This window comes from Pseudomonas sp. S2_H01 (genome assembly GCF_054668305.1).
Window position 1 is genome coordinate 3,995,699 of record NZ_CP162756.1, and the last position, 22,428, is coordinate 4,018,126.

General features: G+C 62.2%; 23 protein-coding genes. 2 read left to right on the forward strand and 21 right to left on the reverse strand.

The features are described 5' to 3' along the window. Nucleotides 1-103: 103 nt before the first annotated feature. Nucleotides 104-928, forward strand: a complete 825-nt coding sequence (ttcA, locus tag AB4N84_RS17910) for a tRNA 2-thiocytidine(32) synthetase TtcA (protein ID WP_074753002.1) — start codon at nucleotides 104-106, stop codon at nucleotides 926-928. A 197-nt stretch (nucleotides 929-1,125) separates the two neighbouring features. Here the strand turns inward: ttcA and AB4N84_RS17915 are convergent, their stop codons facing one another. The 17 genes from AB4N84_RS17915 to arsC all read right to left on the reverse strand — a co-directional run bounded on the left by AB4N84_RS17915 (nucleotide 1,126) and on the right by arsC (nucleotide 16,488). Continuing rightward, nucleotides 1,126-2,043: a dihydrodipicolinate synthase family protein gene (locus AB4N84_RS17915; protein ID WP_074753001.1), complete on the reverse strand. Its 918-nt coding sequence runs from the start codon at nucleotides 2,041-2,043 to the stop codon at nucleotides 1,126-1,128. A gap of 242 nt (nucleotides 2,044-2,285) precedes the next feature. After that, entirely contained in the window at nucleotides 2,286-3,323 is a 1,038-nt protein-coding gene (locus AB4N84_RS17920) for a trans-3-hydroxy-L-proline dehydratase (protein WP_460042474.1), read from the reverse strand. 154 nt (nucleotides 3,324-3,477) lie between these two features. Next, nucleotides 3,478-4,200: an amino acid ABC transporter ATP-binding protein gene (locus AB4N84_RS17925; protein WP_074752999.1), complete on the reverse strand. Its 723-nt coding sequence runs from the start codon at nucleotides 4,198-4,200 to the stop codon at nucleotides 3,478-3,480. Next, nucleotides 4,193-4,843, reverse strand: a complete 651-nt coding sequence (locus AB4N84_RS17930) for an amino acid ABC transporter permease (protein ID WP_074752998.1) — start codon at nucleotides 4,841-4,843, stop codon at nucleotides 4,193-4,195. The genes AB4N84_RS17925 and AB4N84_RS17930 overlap by 8 nt, the downstream gene beginning before the upstream one ends. A gap of 18 nt (nucleotides 4,844-4,861) precedes the next feature. Further along, nucleotides 4,862-5,527, reverse strand: coding sequence for an amino acid ABC transporter permease (locus tag AB4N84_RS17935; RefSeq protein ID WP_074752997.1), 666 nt, complete (start codon nucleotides 5,525-5,527; stop codon nucleotides 4,862-4,864). Beyond that, nucleotides 5,520-7,292 (reverse strand): cis-3-hydroxy-L-proline dehydratase, encoded by a 1,773-nt coding sequence (gene lhpI, locus AB4N84_RS17940; protein ID WP_460042476.1) that lies wholly within the window; start codon nucleotides 7,290-7,292, stop codon nucleotides 5,520-5,522. The genes AB4N84_RS17935 and lhpI overlap by 8 nt, the downstream gene beginning before the upstream one ends. Nucleotides 7,293-7,493: 201 nt before the next feature. After that, nucleotides 7,494-8,312, reverse strand: a complete 819-nt coding sequence (locus tag AB4N84_RS17945; protein WP_074752995.1) for an ABC transporter substrate-binding protein — start codon at nucleotides 8,310-8,312, stop codon at nucleotides 7,494-7,496. Nucleotides 8,313-8,544: 232 nt separating this feature from the next. Further along, the gene (locus AB4N84_RS17950; protein WP_074752994.1) at nucleotides 8,545-9,288 is read right to left on the reverse strand and encodes an AraC family transcriptional regulator; all 744 of its coding nucleotides are present in this window, start codon (nucleotides 9,286-9,288) and stop codon (nucleotides 8,545-8,547) included. A gap of 372 nt (nucleotides 9,289-9,660) precedes the next feature. Beyond that, nucleotides 9,661-10,920 (reverse strand): FAD-dependent oxidoreductase, encoded by a 1,260-nt coding sequence (locus tag AB4N84_RS17955; RefSeq protein WP_460042477.1) that lies wholly within the window; start codon nucleotides 10,918-10,920, stop codon nucleotides 9,661-9,663. Further along, a complete protein-coding gene (locus AB4N84_RS17960) occupies nucleotides 10,917-11,153 on the reverse strand; it encodes a (2Fe-2S)-binding protein (RefSeq protein WP_460042478.1) in 237 nt (78 codons plus the stop codon). Before AB4N84_RS17960 ends, AB4N84_RS17955 begins: the two co-directional genes overlap by 4 nt. Then, nucleotides 11,146-12,282: an NAD(P)/FAD-dependent oxidoreductase gene (locus AB4N84_RS17965; RefSeq protein WP_460042479.1), complete on the reverse strand. Its 1,137-nt coding sequence runs from the start codon at nucleotides 12,280-12,282 to the stop codon at nucleotides 11,146-11,148. The genes AB4N84_RS17960 and AB4N84_RS17965 overlap by 8 nt, the downstream gene beginning before the upstream one ends. Next, on the reverse strand, nucleotides 12,279-13,229 hold the full coding sequence (locus AB4N84_RS17970) for a 4-hydroxyproline epimerase (protein ID WP_460042481.1): 951 nt from the start codon (nucleotides 13,227-13,229) through the stop codon (nucleotides 12,279-12,281). Before AB4N84_RS17970 ends, AB4N84_RS17965 begins: the two co-directional genes overlap by 4 nt. A 320-nt stretch (nucleotides 13,230-13,549) precedes the next feature. Continuing rightward, on the reverse strand, nucleotides 13,550-14,233 hold the full coding sequence (locus tag AB4N84_RS17975; protein WP_460042482.1) for a GntR family transcriptional regulator: 684 nt from the start codon (nucleotides 14,231-14,233) through the stop codon (nucleotides 13,550-13,552). 92 nt (nucleotides 14,234-14,325) lie between these two features. Further along, nucleotides 14,326-14,997, reverse strand: coding sequence for a DNA-3-methyladenine glycosylase I (locus tag AB4N84_RS17980; protein WP_460042483.1), 672 nt, complete (start codon nucleotides 14,995-14,997; stop codon nucleotides 14,326-14,328). A gap of 123 nt (nucleotides 14,998-15,120) precedes the next feature. Continuing rightward, nucleotides 15,121-15,540, reverse strand: coding sequence for a DUF2069 domain-containing protein (locus AB4N84_RS17985; protein ID WP_460042485.1), 420 nt, complete (start codon nucleotides 15,538-15,540; stop codon nucleotides 15,121-15,123). Then, nucleotides 15,533-16,138, reverse strand: a complete 606-nt coding sequence (wrbA, locus tag AB4N84_RS17990) for an NAD(P)H:quinone oxidoreductase (RefSeq protein WP_074752987.1) — start codon at nucleotides 16,136-16,138, stop codon at nucleotides 15,533-15,535. Before wrbA ends, AB4N84_RS17985 begins: the two co-directional genes overlap by 8 nt. Next, nucleotides 16,135-16,488, reverse strand: a complete 354-nt coding sequence (arsC, locus tag AB4N84_RS17995; RefSeq protein ID WP_460042486.1) for an arsenate reductase (glutaredoxin) — start codon at nucleotides 16,486-16,488, stop codon at nucleotides 16,135-16,137. Before arsC ends, wrbA begins: the two co-directional genes overlap by 4 nt. Nucleotides 16,489-16,589: 101 nt before the next feature. On the opposite strand from arsC, the gene AB4N84_RS18000 reads away from it, so the two are divergent. Next, nucleotides 16,590-17,057, forward strand: a complete 468-nt coding sequence (locus AB4N84_RS18000) for a TlpA family protein disulfide reductase (protein WP_074752985.1) — start codon at nucleotides 16,590-16,592, stop codon at nucleotides 17,055-17,057. 158 nt (nucleotides 17,058-17,215) lie between these two features. On the opposite strand, the gene AB4N84_RS18005 is transcribed toward AB4N84_RS18000, so the two are convergent. From AB4N84_RS18005 to AB4N84_RS18020, 4 genes are all read right to left on the reverse strand, one after another. Continuing rightward, on the reverse strand, nucleotides 17,216-17,620 hold the full coding sequence (locus AB4N84_RS18005) for an META domain-containing protein (RefSeq protein ID WP_460042487.1): 405 nt from the start codon (nucleotides 17,618-17,620) through the stop codon (nucleotides 17,216-17,218). After that, nucleotides 17,617-18,054, reverse strand: coding sequence for a hypothetical protein (locus AB4N84_RS18010; protein WP_460042489.1), 438 nt, complete (start codon nucleotides 18,052-18,054; stop codon nucleotides 17,617-17,619). The genes AB4N84_RS18005 and AB4N84_RS18010 overlap by 4 nt, the downstream gene beginning before the upstream one ends. Before the next feature lie 267 nt (nucleotides 18,055-18,321). Beyond that, nucleotides 18,322-19,305 (reverse strand): 2-hydroxyacid dehydrogenase, encoded by a 984-nt coding sequence (locus tag AB4N84_RS18015; protein WP_460042490.1) that lies wholly within the window; start codon nucleotides 19,303-19,305, stop codon nucleotides 18,322-18,324. Nucleotides 19,306-19,472: 167 nt separating this feature from the next. After that, nucleotides 19,473-22,226, reverse strand: coding sequence for a response regulator (locus tag AB4N84_RS18020; RefSeq protein ID WP_460042491.1), 2,754 nt, complete (start codon nucleotides 22,224-22,226; stop codon nucleotides 19,473-19,475). Nucleotides 22,227-22,428: the final 202 nt, after the last annotated feature.

The following is a 22,428-nucleotide window of genomic DNA, read 5'->3' on the forward strand; positions in this document are numbered from 1 at the left end:
CTCCCACAGGGTTGTGTGGCACCCACGCAGGCATTACCTGCCGCCACGTTTATGCGTAAAATGCCGACCCTTTCCAGAGTCATAGCGAGCGGATATCAGCGCCATGGGCACCCTTTCAGTCAATCAGAACAAACTGCAGAAGCGCCTGCGTCGGCTAGCGGGCGAAGCCGTGGCCGATTTCAACATGATTGAAGAGGGTGACAAGGTCATGGTCTGCCTGTCCGGCGGCAAGGACAGCTACACCATGCTCGATGTGCTGATCCACCTGCAAAAGGTCGCGCCGATCAAGTTCGACATCGTCGCCGTGAACATGGACCAGAAACAGCCGGGCTTCCCTGAGCACGTGCTGCCGGCCTACCTGAAGGAGCTCGGCGTCGAGTATCACATCGTCGAGAAAGACACCTATTCGGTGGTCAAGGAGCTGATTCCGGAAGGCAAGACCACCTGCTCCCTGTGCTCGCGCCTGCGTCGCGGCACGCTGTACACCTTCGCCGACGAAATCGGGGCGACCAAGATGGCCCTCGGTCACCACCGTGACGACATCGTCGAGACGTTTTTCCTGAACATGTTCTTCAACGGCTCCCTCAAAGCCATGCCGCCCAAGCTGCGCGCGGACGACGGCCGCAACGTGGTGATTCGTCCGCTGGCCTACTGCGCCGAGAAGGACATTCAGGCGTATTCGGACATGAAGCAGTTCCCGATCATCCCGTGCAACCTCTGCGGCTCGCAGGAAAACCTGCAGCGCCAGGTGGTCAAGGACATGCTCCAGGAATGGGACCGCAAGACCCCGGGCCGCTCTGAAATGATCTTCCGCAGTCTGCAGAACGTCATCCCGTCGCAACTGGCGGACCGCAACCTGTTCGACTTCACCAGTCTGAAGATCGACGAGGCAGCGGCGTCGCGGTTTGTGAATGTGGTGAATCTCTAAACGCGCGATCCCTTGTAGGATCTGCCGGGGTGGCGCTCCACCTTGTCCTGCGATCGGCGGGTAACCCGTCGTAAACCCTGCACACCCGGTAGGTCTGACACACCGAGATGCCGGGTTTTACGACGACTGCGTCGCCGATCGCAGGACAAGCCAGCTCCTACAGGATCGTGCATGCATCTCGCTATCGGTGTTGCTGATTACAACCCCACATCCGGCAGCACCGGCTTGTTCGCCAGCGCGGTCTTCATCAGTTTCTCGACGTATTCACGGTCGCTGTCCGGCAGCGCCAGGCGCGGTGGGCGGGTGAGGGCGCTGCCGCGTTCCATGATCGCTTCGCACAGCTTGATGCATTGGACCAGATCCGGACGCGCGTCGAGGTGCAGCAGCGGCATGAACCACTCATACAGCGCCATCGCCTCAGCAAAACGTCCTGCCTTGGCCAGACGGAACAGGGTTTCACCCTCTTTCGGGAAGGCGTTGGACATGCCCGACACCCAGCCCACCGCGCCCACGGCCACGCTTTCCACCAGCACGTCGTCGAGGCCTGCGAACAGCACGAAGCGGTCGCCGACTTCGTTGCGCACGTCGATGAAGCGGTTGGTGTTACCCGACGAATCCTTGAAGCAGACGATGTTGTCGCAGTCGGCCAGGGAAATCAGGATGTCCGGCGTCACGTCGTTCTTATAAATGGGCGGGTTGTTGTACACCATCATCGGCAGGTCAGTGGCCGCGGCCACGGTGCGGAAGTGCGCGGCGGTCTCGAACGGCTTGGACGAATAGACCAGCGCCGGCATCAGCATGATTCCGTCGGCCCCTGCTTTCTGTACGTCCTTGGCGACCGCGCTGGCGTTGGCGCTGGTGAATTCGGCGATCCCGGAAATCACCGGCACGCGCCCGGCCGAGGCGTCTTTGGCGACCTCCACCAGGCTGATCTTCTCGGCCACGCTCAACGAGGTGTTCTCCCCGACGGTGCCGCAGATCACCAGACCCGATACGCCGTCGCGCACGAGGTTGGAAATGACCGTGTGTGTCGCCTCCAGGTTGAGGGAGAAATCATCGTTGAATTGAGTGGTAACGGCAGGGAAAACACCGCTCCAGGATACGGACTGGCTCATGAGTGACTCCTTTTTCGGATTAAGGTATTTCGTATACGTTTTGGTTTGGGCGTATCAGGCCCGGTTTGAAAATCTGTTTCTGCAGCTTCAAATGACTCAGCGACGCCTATCTGCTTCTGGGCGCAGCCCGTAGGAGCCGGCTTGCTGGCGAAGGCAAAGCGTCAGTCGATGCAAACACGACCGGTCAAATGCATTCGCCAGCAAGCCGGCTCCTACGGGCTTTGGCCCGAATCACCTCGTGTTCAAAGCTTCAACCCAACCGGCCAGGTATCGCTCAACTTGTACCCCTCCGGCCACGGATCGCTCGGGTCCAGCATGTGCTGGTGCGTGCCGGTGATCCACGCGCGGCCCGACAGGCTTGGCACAATCGCTTTACGCCCGGCAATCTCGGTTTCGCTCTGAATCTTGCAGTGGAACTCCGAGCCGATGATCGAGCGACCGATAAACCGGTCACCCACCTTCAACTGACCCTTGGCATGCAACACCGCCAGACGCGCCGAGCAGCCTGTGCCGCAGGGCGAGCGGTCGATCTTGCCGGGACGAATGACCACGGCGTTGGCCGCGTTCGCCACACCGCCGTCGTAATTGACGGGCGCGGCGATCTGGCAGAACGAAATGTGGTTCCAGTCTTTGTTTGTCGGGTGGTTAAAACCCAGTTGTTCGTTCGCCGCTTTGGTGATCTTCAGGCCGGTCTCCACCAGATCCTTCGCTTCATCAGCGGTCAGCGAGAAGCCGAGCTTCACCGAGTCGACGATGGCGAAACTGTCGCCGCCGTAGGCGGTATCGACCTGAATCGAACCCAACCCCGGCACCTCGATCCACACGTCCAGCTGATCGGCGAACGAGGGGTGGTTGTGCACTTCGACGCTTTGCACCTTGCCGTCACGGCACTGGGCGATGGCTTCGATCAGGCCCCCCGGCGCCTCGAGGATCAGGCGGGTTTGCGGTTCGGTCATCGGCAAGATCCCGCTGTCCAGCAGCACGGTGGCCACGCACAGGGAGTTGGAGCCGGACATCGGCGGCACGTCCGCAGGTTCCATGATGATCCAGCCCATCTGCGCCTTCGGATTCTTCGGCGGCACCAGCAGGTTGACGTGACGGAACACCCCGCCCCGTGGCTCATTGAGCATGAAGTTGCGCAGCACGTTGTCCTTCTCGATCCAGCGCGATTGCTCCCAGATCGTATCGCCCGGCGGCGGCGCGACACCGCCGACGATCACATCACCGACTTCACCCTCGGCGTGACAACTGACCACATGAATCACTTTCGATGAGCGCATGCTTTAAAGCCCTCCTGTAATGAGTCGGGTGAATCGCATGGGGCCTGTAGGAGCCGGCTTGCTGGCGAATGCGTCAGGTCAGGCCCTACAACGTTTGATGACAGACCGCGTTCGCCAGCAAGCCGGCTCCTACAGTTTTGATCGCCAAACCCCGTTAGTTGATCGACCGCAAAAAATCCGCCGTCTCCGGCCGCTGCGGGTTGCCGATGACCTGATCGGGCGTGCCGATCTCATGCACCAGACCGTTACGGAAAAACGCCACGCGGTCCGACACGTCGCGGGCGAAACGAATCTCGTGGGTCACCAGAATCATGGTCATGCCGTCTTCGGCAAGCATGCGCATGGTGTCCAGCACCTCGCCCACCAATTGCGGATCCAGCGCTGAGGTCGCTTCGTCGAACAGCATGTAGTCGGGCGACATCGCCAGGGCGCGGGCAATTGCCATGCGCTGTTGCTGACCGCCCGACAGCTTGCCGGGGAATACCTTGAGCTTGTCGCCCAGGCCCACGTGGGTCAGTTGCTTGACCGCCAGCGCCTCGGCTTCGGCCTTGCTTTTACCCAGCACGGTTCGCGGCGCGAGCATCACGTTTTCCAGCACCGTCAGGTGTGGAAAGGCATTCCACTGTTGAAAGACGATGCCGATCCGCTGCCTCAGCTTGTTGATGTCCGTGCTTTTGGCGTGCACTTCAGTGCCGTCCACGCGGATGCTGCCGCTCTTGATCGACTCCAGGCCGTTGATGCACATCAGCAGCGTGGACTTGCCCGAGCCCGAACCACCGATGATCGACACCACTTCGCCTTTCTGCACTTGCAGGCTCACGCCCTTGATCACTTCAAGCTCGCCAAACGATTTGTGTACGTTGTCGATCTCAATCATTTTCCTGCCACCTCGTTTCCAGGCGCGCACCCAGACGGGCGATCACCAGACTCATGACGTAGTAAATGAGGCCTGCGATGCACAGCACCAGCAGCGGTTCTTGAATACGCGTGACGATGGTCTGCGAAGCGCGCAGCAGTTCGACGATGCCGATCCACATCACCAGCGCGGTGTCCTTCATCACGGAGAGCAACAGGTTGACCCAGCCCGGGAACGCGACGCGGGTCGCCATCGGCATGACGATCTGGCGCAGGTCCTGCCAGTAGCTCAGGCCCAACGAACGGCTGGCGCGGCGCAAGGTGAGCGGCACCGACAACACGCCGCTGCGAACGATTTCCGTGCAGTAGGCGGTGACGTACAACCCCAGCACCACGCACGCCACGGCGAAGGCGCTCCAGTTCAGGCCGACGATGCTTTTCAGGGCGTTGAACAGCACGAACTGGATCAGCAACGGCACGCTGCGAAACACGTCCAGCAACCACGCCAGCGGGATGGTGCTGCGCGGTAACAGCGCCCGCGCCATGCCACAGACCACGCCCGCCAGCGTGCCGATGATCATCGAGATGATCGTCAACAGGATCGTGACCCACGCGCCCTGCAGCATGAATTGCATGTCGTTCCAGCTGAAACTGCTATTGAACATGGTCAGTTCCTCAATTCCTTAGTACCGGAACAGCCGCCAGGACAGCAGCCGTGCGACGGCCACGATCAGCTTGGCGATCAGGTAATAGAGCACGGCCGCAATGGCGAAGAACTCAAAGGTCCGGAACGTCTTGACGTTGTAGTCCTGCGTCACGCCGGTGAGGTCGTTGTTGAGGCCGACGATCACGCCCATCGAGGTCATCAGCACCGCCCAGACCATCTGGTTGGTCAGCGGGTAGAACACGATGCGCAGCAACTGCGGGATTACGATGAGCCGATAGGCTTGGGGTGCGCTCATGCCCAGAGATCGCGCTGCGCGCAGTTGGGTGTCCGGCACGGCCTTAAGCCCGCCGCGAAAGTTTTCCGCCAGATAGCCCGCGTTGTTGATGGTGATGCCCGCGAGCAAGGCGGCCCATGAGCTGATATGCAGCCCGAATGAGCCCAGGCCGAAGTACAGGATGTACACCTGAAACAGCGACGGCGTGTTACGGGCGATGGAAATCCAGGTGGCGGCAAAACCGCGAAACAGACGGTTTTTGCCTTGGCGCATGAACACCAGAAACAGGGCGATGGTCACCCCGAGAATCATCGACAACGCGGCGGTTTCGAAGGTGACGACGGCGCCGTTGAGCATGTCCGGCAAGGCCTTGAACGCCGCTCGCCAGTGGAAGTTGTAATCAAACATGCGTCAGCCCCTCCGCGTGTTCGGCGGCCTGCAGCCAGACGGGCAGGCGCGCGCTGGCAAGGCCGGTGCAGGCGCTTTCGACGCATTCGGCCAGGTTGGCGAAGTGCACCCGACGGCCCACCAGACCGGGCGCGTAGTGCGCGTACTTGCCGGAGTTGGTCATCAGGTTGCGCGCGGTGGGCGGAATCACCGGCTCGCCGAGCATGCACCAGCAGGTGTCGGTGACGAACTGCACGCCGAAGTTTTCCAGCGTTGTCACGTACCCGGCCTGCTGCGCGCGCTCCAGCGTGGCGCGGCCGCAGGTGACGACCATCGCCACGCTGTCGAGCTTGCGCAGGCCGTGGCACAGACGGGCGAGGGTGGCGCATTCGCTGTACGAAAAATGCGGATTGCCCAATGTGACGGCGTCGACTTCCGGGCTCTGCGCGCTGTTCAGTTCGCGCCAGCTGCTCAGCAAATCGGCAGCGCTGATGTTCAGGGTTCGGGCAGGCGCGTGTCCGCCCAGGGCGAGTTCAGCGGTGGTGGCTTCTGGCGTGACACCGGCAATGTGAAACATCGGGGCGGCGGAGGTGGTTGCGAACGCTGCGCCGAAGGCTTTCAGGTCATCGAGCGTAGGCGCCTTGTGTTCCAGCCCGCAGACCACAGGGATGTCAGCACCGCAGAGCAAGCCCACGTGATAGCCCAGCAGCGGGTAGAAACTGTCATCCAGCGTGCCCAGTTCGGGAATGTCGATGCGCAGCGTCGCCAGACGTTGTTGTGTCAGGTGACAACCGATTTTCGGCGCACGGCCGGTCAGGGCGATGCAGATGTCGAGGTAGTCGGGGTATTTCAGTGTGCGCGCGCCGATCACGCTGTTGGCGTAGACCACGGCGTTGGATTCGGCCCAGACGATCTGCTCGCCCAGCTCCGGCGCGCTGTCCAGCAGGTAAGGCGCGCAGGTAAAACTGACGCGCGCGCCCATGTCCAGGTAAGCGTCGCCCAACTGACTGGCGGGTTCGCCCAGTGCCGGGTCGACACCCAGTTCACGCCAGCGGCGTTTGTCCACCGAGATGGAATTGAGGGTGGTGGGCACACGCACCTTGGCGTCCCAGTCCACCAGTTGCCGGGCGAACCGAAGGCTCGCGGGGCCGGTATAAATGCAACCGTCGATATGCGCCTGGGTGATGTCCAGCAGCTCGGTCGCGCCTTGCAGTTCGGCCATGCGCAGAATGATGCCCATCGCCACTTGTGCAGCCTTGCCGTAGGCGCCGTCGAGAAAGCCCTGATCCATTTCGGTCAGGGTGATCTGGGTGCTGACGCGGTGGGGCGCGCGGGGGGATCGGGCGGCAGCAAGCGCAGTCGGCGGGTTGTCGAAGCCGGTGACCCGCGCGTCTTCGACCCGTGCGAACTTCACCTCGCGCAGTGCCGCGAAACCGGCTTCGCCGAGGCTGATGACCGGAATCGAATGCCCGAACATCTGTTCGGCGATCAGCACGCCGAGGGTGAGGATGTCTTCGACCCGTTCGAACACCAGTGCAGCGGGCGCATGCCCATTGAGGATCAGTTCCAGCAACACGCTGCTGCCGGTGCACGAACCGCGCCCGCTTGGGATCGCCAGCACGCGGCCGTTGATGAACTGGCCGCTGAGCGGGTGGTGGCGGTCGATGACCTCACCGGTAAACGGCTCGACCCCGCCCCAGAAACTCAAGGCCATGTCGGCATACAGCAACTCGCCCTGAGCACTGCCTGGGACCAGACAACGGCCGTTTAACGAAACTTCAGACATCCTGGGCTCCTGTGTGAGTGAGTCAAACCGCGCAGCGTGTGGTAACGACCCCTAACCATTGTAGGAGCGCGCTTGCCCGCGAATGCAGTGTGTCAGTCGATGAATGTGTCGTAGACAGATCGCATTCGCGGGCAAGCGCGCTCCTACACGTTCGGCGTCCAGCGTGAATATTGCGTCGGACGCTAAAGCTGCGAGCCCGAATCAGTAATAAACCCCCGGCACCGTCAGGTTCGCGGGTTTGATTTCGTCACCCACCCACTTCTTCCACAGCTCGTCGTAACGGCCGGTACGCACCTGTTGGTTGACGAACAGGTTCAGGTAATGGATCAGGCCGTATTCGTTACGTTTGGCGGCCAGCGACACGTAGTCGATGACGTACGGCGCGTTGCCCGCGACTTTCAGACCTTTGTATTTGCCCGACTTGAGGGTTGCGGCGGCCACGGTGTTGGTGACCACGGTTGCATCGATATGGCCCTGAGCGACGGCGAGGATGGTGTCGTTCTGGGTCTGGTAGGCGCGGAAGGTGCCGCTGCCCCAGGCTTTCTGGTCTTTTTCCAGCGCGATGGCCTCATAGGTGCCGCTGGTGTTACCCACGTTTTTGCCCTTCAGGTCCTCGTATTTGGTGATGCCGGTGTTGTCGCGGGTCAGCACCACCATCTGGAAGGCGAAGTAGGGAATGGTCATCCCCACGGTCTTCGCACGCTCCAGCGTGTCGGAGGTGGAGGCGACGATCACATCGGCGCGACCGGACACCAGCGCAGGGATACGGTCCGGGAAGGGGGTCTCGACCACTTCAGCCGTGACGCCCAGCACCTTCGCCAGGTCGTTGCAGTAATCGACGTCAAATCCGACCGGGTTGTTCTTCTCATCCCGTGAACCCATCGGCGGAAAGTCCAGGGTCACGGCGCAACGCAGCTTGCCGGAGTCGATGATGTCATCGAGTTTGTCGGCGAAGGCGGCATTGATAAAGGAAGAGCTCATTACAGCGAGGAGGGCTACGGCAACAGCATGCTTTTTCATAGAAGCCTCGGTGGATGCAAGTAATGGAACGGCCGGATAAGTAATTTCGTATACGATATTTTATATGCACGGTGCGTGCCCGTTTTGCCACTATGGGCTGCAGGGCTTTGGATCGGCGGCTTGTGGAAATTGCCCGCGTGTGCGGGGCGACGACGGTGTTACATAAAGGAGCAAAAACGGGCGCGGTGCTTCATAGATGCACGTTCATGCCGCACGACAGACTGCGCGAAGGTCAACCTTGCGATTCCCGGTATTCACTCGGCGACACGCCGGTCAATGCCTTGAACTGTCGACTGAACGCGCTGTGATCAGTGTAGCCGCAGCGCAGGGCGACCTCGGTGATCGACAGGTCTTCACGCAGCAACCGCGACGCTTCGCCCAGCCGTGCCTTGTGAATCATCTGCCTTGGCGTGAGCTGGAAGATGCGTTTGCAGTGGCGTTCCAGTTGCGCAATCGACAGCCCGGCCAGGGTGGTCAGTTCCTGAAGGGTGATGGGGCGCGCGAAGTGCTCGCGGATATAAGCGTCGACCTCGGCCAGCTTTTGATACGCCGGGTGCGATTGCAGCACTTGCAGGTCGCGGGAGATGCCGGCCAGACCCATGATGGTCCCTTGGGCGTCGCGCAGGGCGATCTTGTGGGTCAGGCACCAGATGGGCTGGTTACCGTAATACAGGTGCAGTTCGAGTTGATCGCTGAGCTGTCGGCCATCGGCCAGTACGCGCCGATCCTGCGCGGTGTACAACGGCCCGAAACGCGCCGGAAAGACATCTTCCGCCGTGCGCCCGACGACCTGGCTCTTCTCCTTGAAGCCGCAGCGCTGCACCAGCGTCTGATTGACCAGCGCATACCGCGCCTGTGCGTCCTTGACGAAAAACACCACCCCGGGAATCGCATCGAACAGCGGCGCGACCGTTTCCAGGCTGGTCAACAGCTGATCGAGGTTGTGCAGCGGCGAGGTGGGGAGCAGGTCAATCATGTTCACAGCAGGTCGGCCAGAGTGGGGGACGAGGTCGATGATGCGGCATGTGCTCCGATATTGGGAGCGCTAGAGATCCACTGTAGGCGCCAGCCCGCAACAAACCGCTACTACAGACGAAGAGGCAGCTGCAAATCCGAAGCCCGGCACTGCAACTGTGGGAGCTGCCGGAGGTTACAACGGTGGCGAATGCGGCGGGTGGGGTGACACCTCCTACAGACGAAGAGGTAGCCGCAAGTCCGAGGCCCAGCACTGCAACTGTGGGAGCTGCCGGAGGTTACGACGGTGGCGAATGCGGCGGGTCGGGTGACACCTTCGCCACTGGCCCACGCATTCGTCCGAACGCGGCCCGCACCAAGCCGGCTACAAGGGTTATATCGCTGGGCCCGTATCATCCAGGCACGCCAGCGTCGCGATGCGCGCCGGGCTGAAGGGCGGGCGCAGGCGCGGTGGTTCCCAGCCGAACAGGGTGTGCGCGGCGGTGGCGCAGATACGGCCCTGGCACGCGCCCATGCCGCAGCGGGTGTTGAGCTTAGCGCTGTTCCAGCTGTTGTGGTCGGCGAGTTCGGCGTAGGGCACGTCTTCGCAACGGCAGACCAGCGTGTCGGCTTTCGCCAGTGTTTTCAGTGCAGGATCGAGCGCGAACGCCTGGTTTAACCGGTCGGCGAAGCGCTGCCAACGCTGGCGCTCCGGCCAATGTGCCCGCGCCTCCTCCTGCCTGCCGACGGCGACCAGCCCGGCGATCTTGCCTTCCGCTCGGGCCAGTTCGCTGCCGCCAAAACCGGTGCATTCACCGGCCGCGTAATGGTCGGTGAGCCCGGTGGCTTGCCACTCATCCACCACGATCGCGCGATCGCGCACCTCGCAACCCAGCGCGCTGCCCAGCTCGGTGTTGGGTACCAGACTGAAACCACACGCGAGCCGGTCGCAGGCGATCTCTTCGACACGCGAGCCCGTTTGCACGCGCACCGCTTCCAGCCGATCCGAGCCCAGCGCTTCGATCACGTGCGCTGACAGTCGATAGGCGCCATTGGCCAGCGTCACGGCCTGAAAGGCTTTGTTCGGCCATCGCCACAACCCCAGCGCAAAGCCGCTGACCGCGCGGCGTCCCGCTTGCTCGGCGATGCGCACGACCTCGGCACCGTTCTTCTTGGCGGTCGCGGCGCAAGCCAGCAGCAGGGGGCCGCTGCCCGCGATCACGATGCGTTCACCCGACACCGGTACGCCGCCCTTGATCAACGCCTGCAACCCACCGGCGCCGGTGACGCCGGGCAAGGTCCAGCCGGGAAAAGGCAGCAACAGCTCGCGCGCGCCGGTACACAGAATCAGCTTGTCGTAACCCAGTACCCAACCGCGTTCGGCGTCTTCCAGCAGCAGGCGTTTGGGGCCGGCGATCGCGACCACCTTGGTGCCGCTGTGCAGATGAATATTGCTGTAGCGCTGCAACTGCGCGCGCATCTCCGTCGCCACAGTGGGCAGTTGTGCGTTCGGGCCGTCGCGCCAGATCTGCCCGCCGGGCAGCGGGTTGTCGTCGAGCACGACGATGCTGATGCCGCTCGGTGCCGCCGCCAAAGCAGCCGCCATGCCGGCAGGGCCTGCGCCGATGATCAACAGGTCCACAGGTCGGGTCATGGCCGTGTCTCTACGTGCATGCCGTCGCGGCACAGTGTCTGGCAGGCGAGGCGGCGCAGGCCGTCGATGGTCACCCGGCATTCCTGGCAGATGCCCATCCCGCACAAGGGCGCTCGGCGTTGACCGCTGACTGACGTGCGACTGCACTGGTCACCGCTCGCCATCAAGGCCGCCGCAACGGTGGTGCCTTGGGCGACGCGCAACGGCTGACCGTCGATGCTCAACTCAAGCATGGGCAGGGGCTCCGATAAAACGTTGAGGCAGGAACGCGTCGAGGTCGAGCGGCGGTGGCGTGTGCAGCAGTTGCGCGGCCAGCAGCTTGGCGGTGCCGGTGGCGGTGGTGACGCCCAGACCTTCATGCCCCACGGCCAGCCACAACCCCGGCTGCTCGGGGTGCTCGCCAATCAGCGGCTGGCCGTCCGGGCTCGCCGAGCGAAAACCGGTCCAGCTGCGAATGCCGTTCATCTGGCCGAGGTCGGGCAAAAAATCCATGGCCCGACGCAGCATGCGACCGAGCATGGCGGCGTCGATCGTGGGGTCTTCGTTGTCGAACTGCCGGGACGAGCCGATGAACAACTGACCGGTCGGGCGTTGTTGCACGTTGAACGCCACGGAAGGGCCGTTGCCCTTGTGCGCGCTGGTGACATAACCCAGTTCGACCAGGGTGTGGGTGATCTGGATCGGGTAGCGATCGGTGATCAGCAGGTGGCCTTTCTTGGCGTGCAGCGGCACGTCCGGGCACAGGTCGCGGGCATGGATGCCATTGGCAAGCACCACGGCGCCGGCCTGCAACCACTGTCCATCGGCCAGCCTCACGCGGTTGCCTTGAACCTCCACCACCTCGGCGTGCTGCTGATGCACGCGCTCGGGTTGGCGCTGCAACAGCCAGCGCGCGGCATTCGGCGCATACAGAATCCCGTCTCCGGTGACCCTCAAGGCGCCAAACAGGCCGGGGCGCAGGGAAGGCTCGGCCTTCGCCAATGCAGCGCCTGACATCAATTCGCATGCCAGACCGAATTCACTTAACGCGGCGTGTTTGCGTTCGGCTTCGGCCATTTCTTCTTCGTTACAGGCCAGCCACAGCGTGCCGTTGTTGCGCATGGCGCAGTTCTCGGGCATCTGCGGCGCCAGTTCGCGCCACAGGCGCACCGAGTATTCGCCCAGTGCCAACTCGGCGGGGCTGTGGTCCAGGACCACCAGATGCCCCATCCCGGCAGCGGTGGCAGCCGGTCGCTGGCAATCGAGCACGCACACGTGCAGGCCTTGGCTGGCCAGTTCATCGGCACAGGCAGCGCCAATGATTCCGCCACCGATGATGATCACATCGGCGGCCTGGCCTCGAATATCGGTGCCCTGGATCAAGAACGAATGCCCCAGGCGAACGGGTCTTCCTCGTCCAGCAGCAGCGTCGCTTCGGCGCTGATGTAGGCGCGACCGCGGATGGTCGGCACGATGCGGTCACCCATCTGGCGTTCACCATGCTGCCATTGGAAACTGCCCTCGAACTGGCTGCCGATCACGCTGGCTTGCTGCCAGATCGCGCCGGGCTCCAGTTTGCCGTCTGCGGCCAGGCAGGCCAGTTTGGCGCTGGTGCCGGTGCCGCACGGTGAACGGTCGTAGGCTTTGCCGGGGCACAGGACGAAGTTGCGGCTGTCGGCCACGTCATCGTCGGCGAACAATTCGATGTGGTCGATCAGGCCGCCGTCTTCGCCACGGATGCCCTGGCTGTCCAGCGCCTGACGGACTTTCCAGGTGTAATCGGTGAGGGCGTCGAGGTTGTCGCCGGTGACGCTCAGGCCGTGATCGGCAATCAGGAAGAACCAGTTACCACCCCAGGCGATGTCGCCGGTGACGTTGCCGATCCCCGGGACATCGACGATGAAGTTCTTGCGATAGCGGTAGGAAGGGACGTTGTTGACGCTGACCGAGCGATCCTCGTGCAGGGTGGCTTGCACCGTGCCGACCGGGGTTTCGATGCGGTGAACGCCGGGGCCGATCTTGCCCAGGTGCGCCAGCGATACGACCAGCCCGATGGTGCCGTGGCCGCACATGCCCAGATAACCGGCGTTATTAAAAAATATCACCCCGGCGCAGGCTTCCGGGTCCACCGGCTTGCACAGCAGCGCGCCAACCAGCACATCGCTGCCGCGGGGTTCCAGCACGGTGGCCGCACGCCAGTCGTCGAACTCCTCCGCCAGCAACTGGCGACGTTCCGCCATGCTGCCGTTGCCAAGGTCAGGAAAACCGTCGAGCACCAGACGCGTGGGTTCGCCGCCGGTGTGGGAGTCGAGGATCTGGATGCGCTTCATGGTTCACCCCTAAGTGGTAGGCAGTAGCCCGTTCCGAATGCCGCGACAGCGTGGCGATGCGATTTTTCTGTGGGAGCGAATTCATTCGCGAAAAATTGGTAGAGACGACGTATCTGTGTCGGCTGTACCGGCCTCTCGCGAATGAATTCGCTCCCACAGTTTTAGCTCCCCATTCAGACAGACACTTGGTTAACACATGATGGGATTGAATAAACGCGCCGTCGCTTCCTTAGCTGGCATCCAGATTGGCGTTAAAGCGCGGCAGGGTCTTGACCGATTTCGCCGCTGAAAATGACGAAATCGGCACAGTCGCGGGCGACTCAGATTTCGCTGAGCGCCGCGTTGGGAAGGTGTGCGTAGAGCGCGCGGCAAACGCCGATGATGTGGTGTTCGATCAGTTCGGCGGCTTTGTCCACGTCTCGATCGGCACAGGCTTTGAGGATTTCGCGGTGTTCTTTGTCCGCCCGTTCTTTGCCCTCGTCGAAGCTCATTTGCACGCGCAGGTAACGTTCGACCTTGTCGTGGATCGAGCGAATCATGTTCAGCAGAAACGGCCGCTGCGCCGCTTCGTACAGACAGGTGTGGAACGCCCAGTTCAGTTCTGCCCAGCGCCCGATGTCGTCGTCACCCACGAACTCGTCACAGATGGCCGTGGCCCGATCGATCTGCGCTTGGGTCATCCGTGGCACGGCCAGCCGGATGGCCTGAACCTCCAGCAACACGCGCACTTCGAAGATCTGCGCCAGCTCCGGCTCGGAGATCCGCGTGACCACGGCACCCTTGTTGCGTTGGAACTGCACCAACCCTTCAGCCTCAAGGCGCTTCAAGGCTTCGCGCACAGGGATCTTGCTGACGTTGAACACGCGAGCGATGTCGTCCTGGCGAATCGGCTCATCTTCGGCGAACTGGCCGGAAATGATCGACTCACGCAGGTACTTTGAAATCACCTCGGACGCAGAGGGTGCGACACCAAGGTTGGGGGCGTCAGGAAGGAGAAAGGGCACGCGAGCGACTCAGGCAAGGGACGAATAGCGGATATTGTATACGACCTTCGATTTGTTACATCCGATGTTGCCGCTGCCTGGCGAAAAAAAGATCAGTGGTTGACCGTGTACGACAGCATCATCGAAATCTGACACAGCGGGCGGCCGCTTTCGGCATGCCACTGGTTGAACGCGGCTTGCACCGCCGCCTGATCGCGCTGGCTGCTGGGCACCTTGTCGACGATGTTTTGCGCGTTGAGTGCTGCGACCACGTCGTAGCTGGGGATAAACGTGTCCTTGCCGACCATGCGCAGGAAACGCGCGGCCGAGAGTCCGCCCATCTGATTGCCGTGCTTGAACAGGTAACGCCACAGCCCGACGATGTCGGTCACCGGCCACTCGGCGATGAAGTTGCCGAAGCTGCCGTGTTCCTGAGCGATGTCGAGGATCAACTGCGCGTTGCGTGGCACGCTCTTGAGTTTGCCAAGGTGGCGAATGATTCGCGCATCCTGCATCAGACGCTCCAGATGGTCGGCGCCCATGAGCACGACCTTTTCCGGATCGAAGCCAAAGAACACCTGCTCGAAGGCCGGCCATTTGGCGTCCACCAGGCTGTGTTTCAACCCGGCACGAAACACCCGCAGGGCCATGGTCGACAGATAACGGTCGTCGCTCAGGGCCTTGAGCTGTTTTGACGTGGCGGGAGTCGGCAGATGCGCCTCGAGGGCGGCGGCGGAACCAAAGCGATTCAAGCAGTATTCATTGAGCCATTTGTAGTCTTGCATGCCCTCTCCAACACAAAGATGTAGGTCCACTGCAGGCCGTGTAGGAGCGCGCTTGCCCGCGAATGCAGTGTGTCAGTCGATGAATGTGTCACAGACAGATCGCATTCGCGGGCAAGCGCGCTCCTACAGGGCGCGCGGGGGTTCAGATAATTTGCGGTTGTACTGAAACCGCCAGCGCACGTACAGCAGTGCACTGGTAAACACCGCCAAGCTCGCCAGCATTTCCAGCACGCCGAACCAGGAGCGGCTCGGGTCGTAAGCGGCCAGCGCTCCCTTGATGAAATACAGGTTCACCACGAAGCAGGTCCACGAATGCCCGCGCGCGCTGCCGGTGATCATCCCCGGTGAGAGCAACAAAAGCGGCACCAGTTCAATCGACAGGATCACCCAGGGACGGGCACCGTGCAGATCGGCGAACCCGAGGTAATACACCGCAAGCAGCGCGATCAGCCCGAAAAAGCACAACAAGGCAGCAACCCGGCTCCAGCGGACGCGAGGTTCCAGCCATTCCAGCGCGGGCAATGCCTTGGGCTTTTTAGCCACGCGACGGCTCCAGCAGCAACGCAGTCTTGGCCAGACGCTGACCCAGCGCGCGGCACAGCGTGGTTTCGTGCGGGTCCAGCGGACGTTTGCCGTCGGCGCCTGCGTGGTGGCTGGCGCCGTACGGCGTACCGCCGCCGCGGGTTTCGATCAGCGCCGCTTCGCTGTAGGGCAGGCCGGTGACCAGCATGCCGTGGTGCAACAACGGCAGCAGCATCGACATCAGCGTGGTTTCCTGACCGCCGTGCAGGCTGGCCGTGGAGGTGAACACGCTGGCAGGTTTACCGACCAGCGCCCCGGTCAGCCACAGGTTGCTGGTGCCGTCGAGGAAGTACTTGAGCGGCGCCGCCATGTTGCCGAAACGGGTCGGACTGCCCAGCGCCAGGCCGGCGCAGTTTTTCAGATCGTCGAGCGTGGCGTACAACGCGCCCGTGTCCGGAATGCTCGGCGCCACCGCTTCGCACTCGGTGGAGATCGCCGGCACCGTGCGCAAGCGCGCTTCCATGCCGCCCATCTCGACGCCACGGGCGATTTGTCGGGCCATTTCACTGGTCGAACCGTTGCGGCTGTAGAACAGAACCAGAATGTACGGCGTGCTCACGGCAGGATCTCCAGGATCTTTTCCGGTGGACGGCCAATCACGGCTTTGTCGCCAACGACCAGAATCGGGCGCTCGATCAGCTTGGGGTGCGCGGCCATGGCGGCGACCACGTCATCGTCGCTCAGGCTGGCGTCTGCCAGGTTCAGGGTTTTGTATTCGTCTTCGCCGGTGCGCAGCAGATCGCGCGCGCCGATGCCCAGCTTGCCCAGCAGGTCACGCAGTTGGGCAGCATTGGGCGGGGTTTCGAGATAACGCACGACAGTCGGCGTCAGGCCACGGGCTTCAAGCAATTCCAGCGCACCACGTGATTTGGAGCAGCGCGGGTTGTGATAAAGCGTCAGATCGGTCATTTGCAGGTCGCATCTTGCGTGAGGTGGCGGCTATTCTACATAGGTGACGACCCGGACGAACATCAGGTCTGCGTCGCGTCTCTATAAAAGGAACAAGCATCATGGCAAGGCGGTTGGCAGCAGCGGTAGCGCTTATCGGGAGTGTGTTGCTCAGCGGGTGTGGCGTGGATCTGGGGACTGACCAGAACGGTCAGAAGGTCGCCAGCGACCGCGTCGACAAACATTGGCTGGTGGTCAACTACTGGGCTGAATGGTGTGGCCCGTGCCGCACGGAAATTCCGGAACTGAACAAACTCTCCGACCAGATGAACGGCCAGAAGGTCAGCGTGTTCGGGGTCAATTTCGACAATCTGCAGGGTGAAGACCTGAAAACCGCAAGCAATGCGCTGGGCATCAAGTTCACCGTGCTGGCCCAGGATCCGGCCGAACAGTACGACCTGCCCAAGAGCGAAGCGCTGCCGGTGACTTACATCATCGACGACAAGGGCAAGGTTCGTGAGCAGTTGATGGGCGAGCAGACCGCCGCAGGCGTGGCGCAGAAACTGGCGGAGTTGAAAGGGAAGGGCTGAGCACCACTAACCTTTGTAGGAGCGTGGCTTGTCCCGCGATCGGCCGGGGACCGGTCGTGATCTATGCGACCGTGGTCAGGCTGACACACCGCATTCAATGGGTTTGTTGGCGCTTCGCACCAAATCGCGGGACAAGCCACGCTCCTACAGGGCGAGGCTCAGTCTTCTTCCAGCCAGAACCGCAACGGCAACCCTTGCGCAGGCCACAGTTGCAGCTGCTCAACCTCTGACACATCCCACCGCTGCACCTGCCCCATGGCCTCCAGAAACCGGTGTTCCTGTTCCATCAAGGCCGGTGCACAGAGTTTGCGGGTGCTGCCGACCGGGCCGAAGTGGATGCGGTTGCCCTCCAGCCGGTACGACGCGAACCAGTGGTTACAGCCTGCATTGCCATAGGCACGGCCATCGTTGCCCAGGGTCATGGTCAGGTGGCTGTTGTCGATCAGCGGACGTTCGCCGATCCACTCCAGCACATAACCGTGATCACGCTTGAGCGCATCGGTGTCGGTTGCACAACCCGCCAGCATGACGGCCGCGAGCACGCTCAGCACACGCGATTTCATGCGGCTTTTTTCGCGCAGGCCGGGCATACGTGGTGCTCGCCGACGGTTTTCCAGCCCAGTTCGGCAATGCGCGCGGTGGCGGCAGGCTTCAAGGCTTTCTTGCCTTCCTTGCCGTCCACCATGAACTCGATGTCCTGCTCTTTACCGCAACCGTTGCAGTTGACCTTCCACTGATGGATCGCCAGCTCGGTGAACGCCGGACCGTTGGCGACGGCCACCCATTGCCCCGGTGGGTTGATCAGGTGACGGACTTTTTCCACGTTCAGGCGCATGTACAGGTCTTTGCTGCCTTTGACGGTGACCAGCAGCACATCGTCGTGCTTGATCGAGCCGCCGTTGCCGGTCACTTGATAGCGACCGATGGCCAGGCTGCGGCATTCGATCAGGGTGTGTTGCGGGGTGAGCATGCTGTAACGAAAATCGTGTTCGGCCATGGGGGTCTCCAAATAGGCGCGCATGCTACCACTTTAGATCGCCGATGCCCGCTGCCGGTGAGCGGCCCGGTTGGCATTGTGAGGTTGGATGCGAACGCCTGTGGGCGCGAATTCATTCGCGAGACGTCCGCACGGTCGACACATCACCGTCGCCTGAAAGATATTTCGCGAATGAATTCGCTCCCACAGGTGCCGTGTTCACAAAAGCTTATTCGCTCCCACAGGTGCCGTGTTAACAGAAGGTTATTTGTTGGACTGGATAGCGGTTCAGACACTGTTTTGCGGAGTTCCTGCCGCCCAACCCATGATGTTATCCAGCGTCGTCTGCGCGATCGCGCCCAAGGCTTCCTGGGTCAGAAACGCCTGATGCGCCGTCACCACCACGTTGGGAAAGGTCAGCAGGCGGGCAAGCACGTCATCCTGCAACGGAAGGTCCGAGCGATCTTCGAAGAACAGTTGCGCTTCTTCCTCGTACACGTCCAGCCCGAGGTAACCCAACTGGCCGCTCTTCAGCGCCTCGATCAGTGCGGGCGTATCCACCAGCGCGCCGCGACCGGTGTTGATCAGCATCGCGCCGCGTTGCATGCACTGCAGCGACGCCTGATTGATCAGATGGCGGGTGTGCTCATTGAGCGGGCAATGAAGGCTGACGATCTGTGCCTGGGCGAGTAATTGATCCAGCGGCAGATACCGTGCACCCAGCGCCTCGACCTGCGGGTTGGGGAAGGGGTCATACGCCAGCAACTCACAACCGAAGCCGGCCATGATTCGCGCGAAGGTCGCGCCGATCTGCCCGGTGCCGACCACGCCCACGGTCTTGCCGACGAGGTCGAAGCCGGTCAGCCCGTGCAGCGTGAAATCCCCATCGCGGGTGCGGTTGTAGGCGCGGTGCAGGTGACGGTTGAGCGACAGGATCAAGGCCACGGCGTGTTCGGCGACGGCATGGGGTGAATAGGCCGGGACGCGAACGACGCTGAGGCCCAGGCGTTGGGCCGTCGGCAGGTCCACATGGTTGAAGCCGGCCGAGCGCAACGCGATCAGCTTGGTGCCGCCCGCCGCCAGGCGCTCAAGGACGGGGGCGCTGAGGTCATCATTGATGAACGCGCAGACGACAGGGTATTGGTCCGCAAGGGCGACCGTGTCCAGCGTCAGCCGTGCAGGCTGGAAGTGCAACTCGATGTCAGCGGGCACATCGGCCGAGAGGAAACTGTCGCGGTCGTAGGTCTGGCTGCTGTAGAGGAGGGTGCGCATGGTGGTTCCTTTCTGGAGGTCTCGCAGTCAACCCGTCACGGTTGTAGAACCGCGCTTGCCGGCGATGGCCGGTACATCCGATCCGCATGTTTTGGATTCACCACCGAATCGCGGACAAGCGCGCTCCTGCAGGATATTGATCCGTTTCGCCTGTGCACTGGACCACATCAAGCACTCACCCGCGCCTCGATCTCCAGCCGCGTGATCGCTTTCTCCAGATCATTGAGCGCTTTGTCGCTGTCTGACGAGTCCTGTTTAAGCAGGGTTTCGCTGCGCTGGCAGGCGGCGCGCAGTTGGGGCACGCCACAGTAGCGGGTCGCGCCGTGCAAACGATGGACGCGCTCGATCAGGGCGACACGGTCACCTGCCTCGCGTGCGGCCCGAATGGCCTCTCGGTCAGTGTCCAGTGAGGCCAGCAGCATCGCCAGCATGTCGGCGGCAAGATCGGCTTTGCCAGCGGCCAGGCGCAAACCTTCCTCATGATCCAGCACTTGCAGGTTGACACCGCCCTGACTGACCTCCTGGTGGCGCTCCGGCGCCTGGTTGCGCAGCGCAAGACCGGTCCATTTGAGTACGACCTGTGCCAGCTGCCGTTCACTGATCGGCTTGGTCAGGTAGTCGTCCATGCCGCTCTGCAGCAGCGCGCGTTTCTCGTTGGCCATGGCGTGGGCGGTGAGGGCGACGATCGGCAGCGAGGTCGCCTGACGTTCCAGTTCCCAGCTGCGAATCGCCTCGGTGGCCTGACGTCCGTCCATGCCGGGCATCTGCACATCCATTAGCACCAGGTCGAAGGTGTCTTCCTGCACCGCCTGAACGGCGGCATAGCCACTGTCCACCGCGAGCACTTTGGCGCCCATGTCTTCCAGCAGCGTCTGCACCAGCAACAGGTTGGCCGGGTTGTCGTCGACGCAAAGAATCCGCGGCGGTCGGCTCGACAGGGGTTCGGGCACCTCGTTGCGCAGCTGCTTGGGGTTGATCAGCTCCGACAGCGCCCGACGCAATTTACGCGTACACGCAGGCTTGGCCTGCAACTGGCTGTACGCGTCCGGCACCGAGACCTGATAAAGGGCCTGCTCCGTGGTCGGGCACAGCACCAGCACTTTGCAGTCGAGATTCTCAAGGTCCCAGATCTGCTGACGAAGACGCTCGGGCGGCAGTTCGTGGGCGGTGACCCCCAGCACGGCCATGTCGATGGCGTGAGGCGTCTGGTGGACCACGGTCACGCCATTGATCAGGTTTTCCAGGTTGTTGAACACCATGGGTTGCAGGCCGCAATCTTCCAGCTGGTGTTCCAGTGCCTGACGCGCGAGGTCGTGATGCTCAAGCACCGCCACGCGACGGCCGATCAACGGCGGTGCAGGCAGGTCTTCGAGGTCGTCGCGGGTCTTCGGCAGGGTCACGCTGATCCAGAATTCCGACCCTTCGCCGGGGGTGCTTTCCACGCCAATCTCGCCGCCCATCTGTTCGATCAGCCGCTTGGAAATCACCAGGCCCAGGCCGGTGCCGCCGGAATGACGCGACAGCGAATTGTCCGCCTGGCTGAACGCTTGAAACAGCGCGCGCACGTCCTGGCTGGACAGGCCGATGCCGGTGTCCTGCACGCTGATGCGCAGCTGGACCTTGTCGTCCTGCTCGTCCTCGAGCATGGCCCGCGCGACGATGGTGCCTTCGCGGGTGAACTTGATGGCGTTGCTCACCAGGTTGGTGAGAATCTGCTTGAGTCGCAGCGGGTCGCCCACCAGCGACAACGGCGTGTCGCGATAAACAAGACTCACCAGCTCCAGCTGCTTGGCGTGGGCCGCGGGCGCGAGGATGGTCAGGGTGTCTTGCAGCAGGTCGCGCAGGTTGAACGGGATGGTGTCGAGCACCAGCTTGCCAGCCTCGATCTTCGAGAAGTCGAGGATCTCGTTGATGATGCTCAGCAGGCTGTCCGCGGACTTTTCGATGGTGCCCAGATAATCATGCTGGCGCGGCGTCAGCTCACTCTTCTGCAAGAGGTGGGTGAAACCAAGAATCCCGTTGAGCGGCGTGCGAATTTCGTGGCTCATGTTGGCCAGGAATTCGGACTTGATCCGGCTGGCTTCCAGCGCTTCTTTGCGCGCCAGGTCCAGTTCGATGTTCTGGATCTCGATGGTTTCCAGGTTCTGGCGAACGTCTTCGGTGGCCTGCTCGATGTTGTGCTGCAGTTCTTCCTGCGCGTTCTGCAGCGTCGCGGCCATCCGGTTGATGCCGGAGGCGAGTTCGTCCAGCTCGTTGCTGCCCATGGGGGGCAATCGGGCTTCCAGATTGCCGTCTTTGAGTTGAGCCACCACGTGTTTGATCTGCGCGACAGGGCCGTTGATGGTGCGGCTCATGCGCAACGCCAGGGTGGCGGTCAGGCCAAGCCCGATGGCGATCAGGATCAGGCTGGCAAACAGGCTGCGATAACCTCGCAGCAGTGTGCCGCTGTGGGACAGTTCCAGTTCAACCCAGCCCAGCAAGCGGTCGGCTTCGGCGGGAACGACGTCGCCGGTCAGGTGACGATTGCGCCCGAACACGGGCATCAGGTAGCGCGTGGCGTCATTCTCGGAGCGTTGCAGCATGTGCGTGGTGTTACCGACCGGCGGTTGATTGATCATGGTCGGCCCCGCATGGGCGAGCGGGTTGCGGTCAGCGTCGAGGAAGGACACCGCGCGCACATCGGCCTGTTCCAGCACCTGGCCTGCGATGCGTTCGAGCACCGCTTTGTCGCTGCTGGCCAGGGCGGTGGCAGAGAGCGGGGCCAGCTCGTTGGCGATCATTTCGCCGCGCTTGAGCAACTGGGTCTGCAACTCCGAGAGTTGCATCCAGGTGAAATAACCGCCCAGCAGCGCCGCCATCAGGCAGGCCGGGAGCAGGGTCAGCAGCAATACGCGGCCTTTGATGCCCAGTTTGTTCAGCACACTTTTTTCTCCGGCAATCTTGAGTCACGCACACAGGACGTTTAGCAAGACCTGCGCCATGGTTGCCTGTTCTTCGCTGCAAAGCGCCTTGGGTGATGTGCGCAGTGTAGCCACTTGCGCGCGGCTAATCCCGGCTAAATCGGCGGTCAGCGAATGCACTGACAACGCGTGTCGATCAGTCCCCATTGCCGGTGGCCACGCA

What these genes read in the sequence shown, in the direction of transcription:
- ttcA (WP_074753002.1), top strand. Translation starts at nt 104, where the DNA reads ATGGGCACCCTTTCAGTCAATCAGAACAAACTGCAGAAGCGCCTGCGT.
- AB4N84_RS17915 (WP_074753001.1), bottom strand. Translation starts at nt 2,043, where the DNA reads ATGAGCCAGTCCGTATCCTGGAGCGGTGTTTTCCCTGCCGTTACCACT.
- AB4N84_RS17920 (WP_460042474.1), bottom strand. Translation starts at nt 3,323, where the DNA reads ATGCGCTCATCGAAAGTGATTCATGTGGTCAGTTGTCACGCCGAGGGT.
- AB4N84_RS17925 (WP_074752999.1), bottom strand. Translation starts at nt 4,200, where the DNA reads ATGATTGAGATCGACAACGTACACAAATCGTTTGGCGAGCTTGAAGTG.
- AB4N84_RS17930 (WP_074752998.1), bottom strand. Translation starts at nt 4,843, where the DNA reads ATGTTCAATAGCAGTTTCAGCTGGAACGACATGCAATTCATGCTGCAG.
- AB4N84_RS17935 (WP_074752997.1), bottom strand. Translation starts at nt 5,527, where the DNA reads ATGTTTGATTACAACTTCCACTGGCGAGCGGCGTTCAAGGCCTTGCCG.
- lhpI (WP_460042476.1), bottom strand. Translation starts at nt 7,292, where the DNA reads ATGTCTGAAGTTTCGTTAAACGGCCGTTGTCTGGTCCCAGGCAGTGCT.
- AB4N84_RS17945 (WP_074752995.1), bottom strand. Translation starts at nt 8,312, where the DNA reads ATGAAAAAGCATGCTGTTGCCGTAGCCCTCCTCGCTGTAATGAGCTCT.
- AB4N84_RS17950 (WP_074752994.1), bottom strand. Translation starts at nt 9,288, where the DNA reads ATGATTGACCTGCTCCCCACCTCGCCGCTGCACAACCTCGATCAGCTG.
- AB4N84_RS17955 (WP_460042477.1), bottom strand. Translation starts at nt 10,920, where the DNA reads ATGACCCGACCTGTGGACCTGTTGATCATCGGCGCAGGCCCTGCCGGC.
- AB4N84_RS17960 (WP_460042478.1), bottom strand. Translation starts at nt 11,153, where the DNA reads ATGCTTGAGTTGAGCATCGACGGTCAGCCGTTGCGCGTCGCCCAAGGC.
- AB4N84_RS17970 (WP_460042481.1), bottom strand. Translation starts at nt 13,229, where the DNA reads ATGAAGCGCATCCAGATCCTCGACTCCCACACCGGCGGCGAACCCACG.
- AB4N84_RS17980 (WP_460042483.1), bottom strand. Translation starts at nt 14,997, where the DNA reads ATGCAAGACTACAAATGGCTCAATGAATACTGCTTGAATCGCTTTGGT.
- arsC (WP_460042486.1), bottom strand. Translation starts at nt 16,488, where the DNA reads ATGACCGATCTGACGCTTTATCACAACCCGCGCTGCTCCAAATCACGT.
- AB4N84_RS18000 (WP_074752985.1), top strand. Translation starts at nt 16,590, where the DNA reads ATGGCAAGGCGGTTGGCAGCAGCGGTAGCGCTTATCGGGAGTGTGTTG.
- AB4N84_RS18005 (WP_460042487.1), bottom strand. Translation starts at nt 17,620, where the DNA reads ATGAAATCGCGTGTGCTGAGCGTGCTCGCGGCCGTCATGCTGGCGGGT.
- AB4N84_RS18010 (WP_460042489.1), bottom strand. Translation starts at nt 18,054, where the DNA reads ATGGCCGAACACGATTTTCGTTACAGCATGCTCACCCCGCAACACACC.
- AB4N84_RS18015 (WP_460042490.1), bottom strand. Translation starts at nt 19,305, where the DNA reads ATGCGCACCCTCCTCTACAGCAGCCAGACCTACGACCGCGACAGTTTC.